The sequence below is a fragment of the Streptomyces hainanensis genome, from assembly GCF_004348415.1.
Taxonomy (GTDB): Bacteria; Actinomycetota; Actinomycetes; order Streptomycetales; family Streptomycetaceae; genus Streptomyces; species Streptomyces hainanensis.
The window spans coordinates 1-4747 of record NZ_SMKI01000539.1 but is presented as its reverse complement, the minus strand read 5'-3'; the positions used below and the strand labels follow the sequence as shown (position 1 = coordinate 4747).

Annotated in this window: 4 protein-coding genes; 3 read left to right on the top strand and 1 reads right to left on the bottom strand. The window is 75.1% G+C overall.

The genetic code is table 11. The features are described from left to right. Positions 1-42: 42 nt before the first annotated feature. Positions 43-1860 carry a sugar phosphate isomerase/epimerase and 4-hydroxyphenylpyruvate domain-containing protein gene (locus tag E1283_RS32005; RefSeq protein WP_132821671.1) on the top strand — a complete coding sequence of 606 codons (1818 nt, stop codon included), beginning with the start codon at positions 43-45 and terminating at the stop codon, positions 1858-1860. 21 nt (positions 1861-1881) lie between these two features. Here E1283_RS32005 and E1283_RS32000 read toward each other — a convergent pair whose 3' ends face one another. Continuing rightward, positions 1882-2913, bottom strand: coding sequence for a LacI family DNA-binding transcriptional regulator (locus E1283_RS32000; RefSeq protein WP_341829970.1), 1032 nt, complete (start codon positions 2911-2913; stop codon positions 1882-1884). Positions 2914-3111: 198 nt separating this feature from the next. On the opposite strand from E1283_RS32000, the gene E1283_RS31995 reads away from it, so the two are divergent. After that, positions 3112-3873: a ThuA domain-containing protein gene (locus tag E1283_RS31995; RefSeq protein WP_132821669.1), complete on the top strand. Its 762-nt coding sequence runs from the start codon at positions 3112-3114 to the stop codon at positions 3871-3873. Further along, on the top strand, positions 3870-4747 hold an 878-nt coding region (locus E1283_RS31990; RefSeq protein ID WP_132821668.1), incomplete at its 3' end, for a Gfo/Idh/MocA family protein. The genes E1283_RS31995 and E1283_RS31990, both read left to right, overlap by 4 nt.

Below are 4747 nucleotides of genomic sequence, written 5' to 3'. Positions count from 1 at the left end.
CCCTCGTCCCCCCGCCTCCCCTCGTCGCGAACGGAGCACGCCGTGCGTCGCCGCACCTGCATCGCCACCGTCTCCCTCAGCGGTTCCCTCACCGAGAAGCTCGCCGCCGCGGCCCGGGCCGGCTTCGACGGCGTGGAACTCTTCGAGCACGACCTGCTGGCCAGCCCGCTCGGCCCGGAGGAGGTCCGGGACCTGGCCGCCGACCTCGGCCTGGGCATCGACCTCTACCAGCCGATGCGCGACATCGAGGCCGTGCCGGAGGACGTGTTCGCGCGGAACCTGCGCCGTGCCGCGCACAAGTTCCGGCTCATGGCGCGGCTCGGCGTCGACACCGTGCTGGTCTGCTCCAGCGTCTCGCCGCTCGCCGTCGACGACGACGCCCTGGCCGCCGGGCAGTTGCGGCGGCTGGCCGAGCTGGCCGAGGAGCACGGCGTCCGGGTCGCCTACGAGGCGCTCGCCTGGGGTCGACACGTCGACACCTACGACCACGCCTGGCGGCTCGTGGCGGCCGCCGACCATCCGGCGCTCGGCGTCTGCCTCGACAGCTTCCACATCCTCGCCCGGGGCACCGACCCCGCCGGCATCGCCGACCTCCCGGGCGACCGGATCTTCTTCCTGCAACTCGCCGACGCCCCCTCGACGGCCATGGACGTGCTCCAGTGGAGCCGCCACCACCGCTGCTTCCCCGGCCAGGGCGACTTCGACCTGCCGGGCTTCCTCCGGCACGTGCTGGCCGCCGGCTACCGCGGCCCGCTCTCGCTGGAGGTCTTCAACGACGTCTTCCGGCAGGCGGAGGCCGGCCCCACCGCGGTGGACGCCCAACGCTCGCTCCGCGCGCTGCTGGAGGCCGCCGGGGAGTTGGCCGGGGAGTCCGCCGGCGAGAACGCGCTCCCGGCGCCCACGGTGCCCTCGGGAGTGGCCTTCGCCGAGTTGGTCACCCCCGACGCGGAGCCGGTCTCCGCGCTGCTGCGCGCCCTCGGCTTCGCCCGCACCGCCAGGCACCGCGGCAAGCCGGTGACCCTGTGGGAACAGGGGGCGGCCCGCGTCCTGCTCAACACCGGAACCGGCGGCCGGGGCGGGGACCTCACCCTGGCGGCCATCGGCCTGGAGTCGCCCGACCCGGCCGCCGCCGCCCGCCGCGCCGAGGCGCTGCTCGCCCCGGTCCTGCCACGCCGCCGCGCCCCGGCGGACACCCCGCTCGAAGCGGTGGCGGCGCCGGACGGCACCGAGCTGTTCTTCTGCGCCACCGACCGCGCCGAACTCCCCAGCTGGACCGCCGACTTCTCCCCCACCCCCGGGGAGCGGGACCCGGGCCCCGTCGAACGCATCGACCACCTGGCGCTCACCCAGCCCTGGCACCACTTCGACGAGGCCGCCCTCTTCCACCACGCCGTCCTCGGGCTCAGGCCGGGGGAGAGCGTCGACGTCGCCGACACCTACGGCCTGCTGCGCAGCCGGGTCGTCACCAACGACGACGGCTCCGTGCGCGTCGTGCTCACCGTCGGGCCGGCCCCCGGCGGCGCCGCCCCGGTCCAGCACATCGCGTTCGCCACCGCCGACGTCGTGGCCGCGGCCCGCCGCTTCCGGGCCGCCGGCGGCCGGCTGCTCCGCATCCCCGCCAACTACCACGACGACCTGGCCGCCAGGCACGACATCCCGCCGGCGGAGCTGGCGAGCTTCCGCGAACTCGGCATCCTCTACGACCGCGACGAGCGCGGCGCGTTCCGGCACTGCTACACGGAGACGGTCGGCCGGGTCTTCTTCGAGCTCGTCCAGCGCGACCCCGGCTACGAGGGCTACGGGGCGCCCAACGCGCCCGTCCGGCTCGCCGCCCAACGCGCCGCCGCAACCGGCCGTTGAACCGGGCGGCGCGACCGGCCGTCAGCCGCGGGGCGCCGTGCTGCCGCGCGGCACCAGGGTGGTGGCCAGTTCGACGCGGGGGCTCTCCACGTCCTCGCCGGCGATCAGGCGGGCGAGGACCCGGAGGGCGTTGCCGCCCATCTCCTTGAGGGGTTGCCGCACGGTCGTCAGCGGCGGCGTGACCCAGCGGGCCTCCGGCAGGTCGTCGAAGCCGACGACGCTGACGTCGTCGGGAACCCGCAGACCGGCCTCGGCGAGGGCCGCGTAGCCGCCGATGGCCATGTGGTCGGAGCAGACGAACAGCGCGGTCGGCGGCTCGGGCAGCGCGAGCAGCGCCCGCACCTGTTCGCGGCCGCTGTCCCGGTCGTAGGTGCCGTGTCGCAGCAGTTCGGGCGGGGCGTCGACGTCGGTCGCCGACAGCGCGGAGCGGTAGCCGGCGATGCGTGCCCTGGCGAAGAGGTGCCCGGGTGGCCCGGTGACCAGGCCGATCCGCCGGTGGCCCAGGTCGAGCAGGTGGCTGGTCGCCTCGTAGGCGCCCGACCAGTTGGTGGTGCCGACCGACCACACGCCGGGCGGCGGATCGCTGAGCGGGTCGATGACGACGCACGGGATCCGCGCCCGCGCCAGCCTGGCCAGTTGGTCGTCGGACGGCTCGGCGAGGCCGACCACCACCCCGGAACTGCCGCGCTCCAGCGCCCGATCCACCCAGTCCTGGGCGTGCCGGCCCTCGCCGGTGGGCGTCCTGGCGACGGAGATCACCACGTGCAGCCCGGCCTCGTGGGCCGCCGCCTCCATGCCGCTGGCGACGCTCGCCGGCCAGGAGCCGTCGATCCCGCCCAGGACGAGGTCGACGGTGCGGACGCCGACCGCCGCCGGCTCGGGGGCGCCGCGCCGCACGTAGTGGTGCCCGCGGAGCACGGCGTCGACCCGGGCGCGGGTGTCCCGGGAGACGTCGTCCCGGCCGTTGAGGACCTTGGAGACGGTGGAGACCGAGACCCCGGCCGTCTCGGCGATCTGCGCCAGGGTGAGGCGCGGCGTCCGGCCGTCGGTCATGAGTCCGCCTCCTGTCGGTTCGATAGTTTTCGAAACACACCATAGGGCCTCGCGCCGCCGCCACGCGCGCCCACAGCCGCTGCGCCAGCGTCTTGACAGGCCCCTGAGCGGCACCTAGCGTCGAGCCGGAATGTTGCGAAATCGAGGCCCGGTTTAGCGAAAAATATTTCGGGCGCCGGGCAGGACCGGAGTGAGGCCATGTCATCGCCCGTCTCCCCCCTGCGGGTCACCGTCTGGAGCGAGGGCCGCCACGAGCAGCGGGACGAGAAGGTCGCCCGGCTGTACCCCGAGGGCATGCACACGACGATCGCCGAGGGCGTCGTGGAACACCTAGGCGACCGCGCCCGGGTCCGCACCGCCACCCTGGACGAGCCGGAACACGGCCTGACCGACGCGGTGTTGGCCGACACCGACGTGCTGACCTGGTGGGGCCACATAGCCCACGGCGAGGTGTCGGACGAGGTCGTGGACCGGGTGCGGCGGCACGTGCTGGCCGGCATGGGCCTGATCGTGCTGCACTCCGGCCACTGGTCGAAGATCTTCACCCGGCTGATGGGCACCACCTGCACCCTGCGCTGGCGGAACGGCCAGGACCGCGAGCTGGTGTGGACCGTCGACCCCTCGCACCCGATCGCGGAGGGCGTGCCGCACCCGATCGTGATCGACGAGCAGGAGATGTACGGGGAGTTCTTCGACATCCCGGCCCCTGACGAGCTGGTCTTCGTGAGCTCCTTCTCCGGCGGCGAGGTCTTCCGCAGCGGCTGCACCTTCCGCCGGGGCCGCGGCCGGATCTTCTACTTCAGCCCGGGCGACCAGGACTACCCGGTCTACCACCACCCGGACGTGCGCCGGGTCATCGCCAACGGCGTGAACTGGGCCGCGCAGGCCGACGTACGCCGCGAGTCGCAGCTGATCCGCAGCGAGACCGGCTGGTTCGAGGGCGGGGCGTCCCGGTCATGAGCTCCGTCACCTTCCGGACCGTGTCGGACGCCGGCCCGCTGCCGGTGGTCGTCGTGGGCGCCGGCGCGATGGGCCGGGCCTGGCTCGGCGCCGTCGCCGCCTCGCCCGACGTGGTGCTCGCCGGCGTCGTCGACCTGGACGCCGACGCGGCGCGCGCCGCGGCCGACACCGCGCCCGGCGCCCTCGCCGGCACCGACCTGGCGGCGGTCGCCGCCGCGTCGGGCGCGCGGGCCGTCATCGACGTGACCAGCCCGGCCGCGCACCTGCCGGTCACCCTCCAGGCCCTGGCCCTCGGCCTGCCGGTGCTCGGCGAGAAGCCGGCCGCGGCCTCCGTGGCCGAGGCGCTGCGGCTGGCGGCGGCCGCCGAGCACGCCGGCCAGCTGTTCATGGTCAGCCAGTCCCGCAGCCACCACCGGCAGCTGCGCGCCTTCCGGGACCGGGCCCGCCGGCTCGGCCGACTCGGCGTCCTCACCACGGAGTTCTTCCGCGCCCCGCGCTTCGGCGGCTTCCGCGACACCATGGCGCACCCGCTGCTCCTCGACATGGCGATCCACCCCTTCGACGCCGCCCGCTACGTGCTGGACGCCGAGCCGGTCTCCGTCCGCTGCGAGGAGTTCAACCCGTCCTGGAGCTGGTACGCGGGCGACGCGGCCGCCACCGCCGTCTTCGAGATGACCGGCGGCGTCCGCTACGTCTACACCGGCAGCTGGTGCGGCCCCGGACTGGAGACCTCCTGGAACGGCGGCTGGCGCCTCAGCGGCGAGCACGGCACCGCCACCTGGGACGGCGAGGGCCCACCGCGGGTCTCTTCCGACCCCGACGCCGACGCCGACCTCGACCCGCCCGCCCCGGACGACGGCCCGCAGGACATCGC

Bases quoted from the DNA above. Each gene is read 5' to 3' on its own strand.
- E1283_RS32000 (WP_341829970.1), bottom strand. From the start codon at position 2,913: ATGACCGACGGCCGGACGCCGCGCCTCACCCTGGCGCAGATCGCCGAG.
- E1283_RS31995 (WP_132821669.1), top strand. From the start codon at position 3,112: ATGTCATCGCCCGTCTCCCCCCTGCGGGTCACCGTCTGGAGCGAGGGC.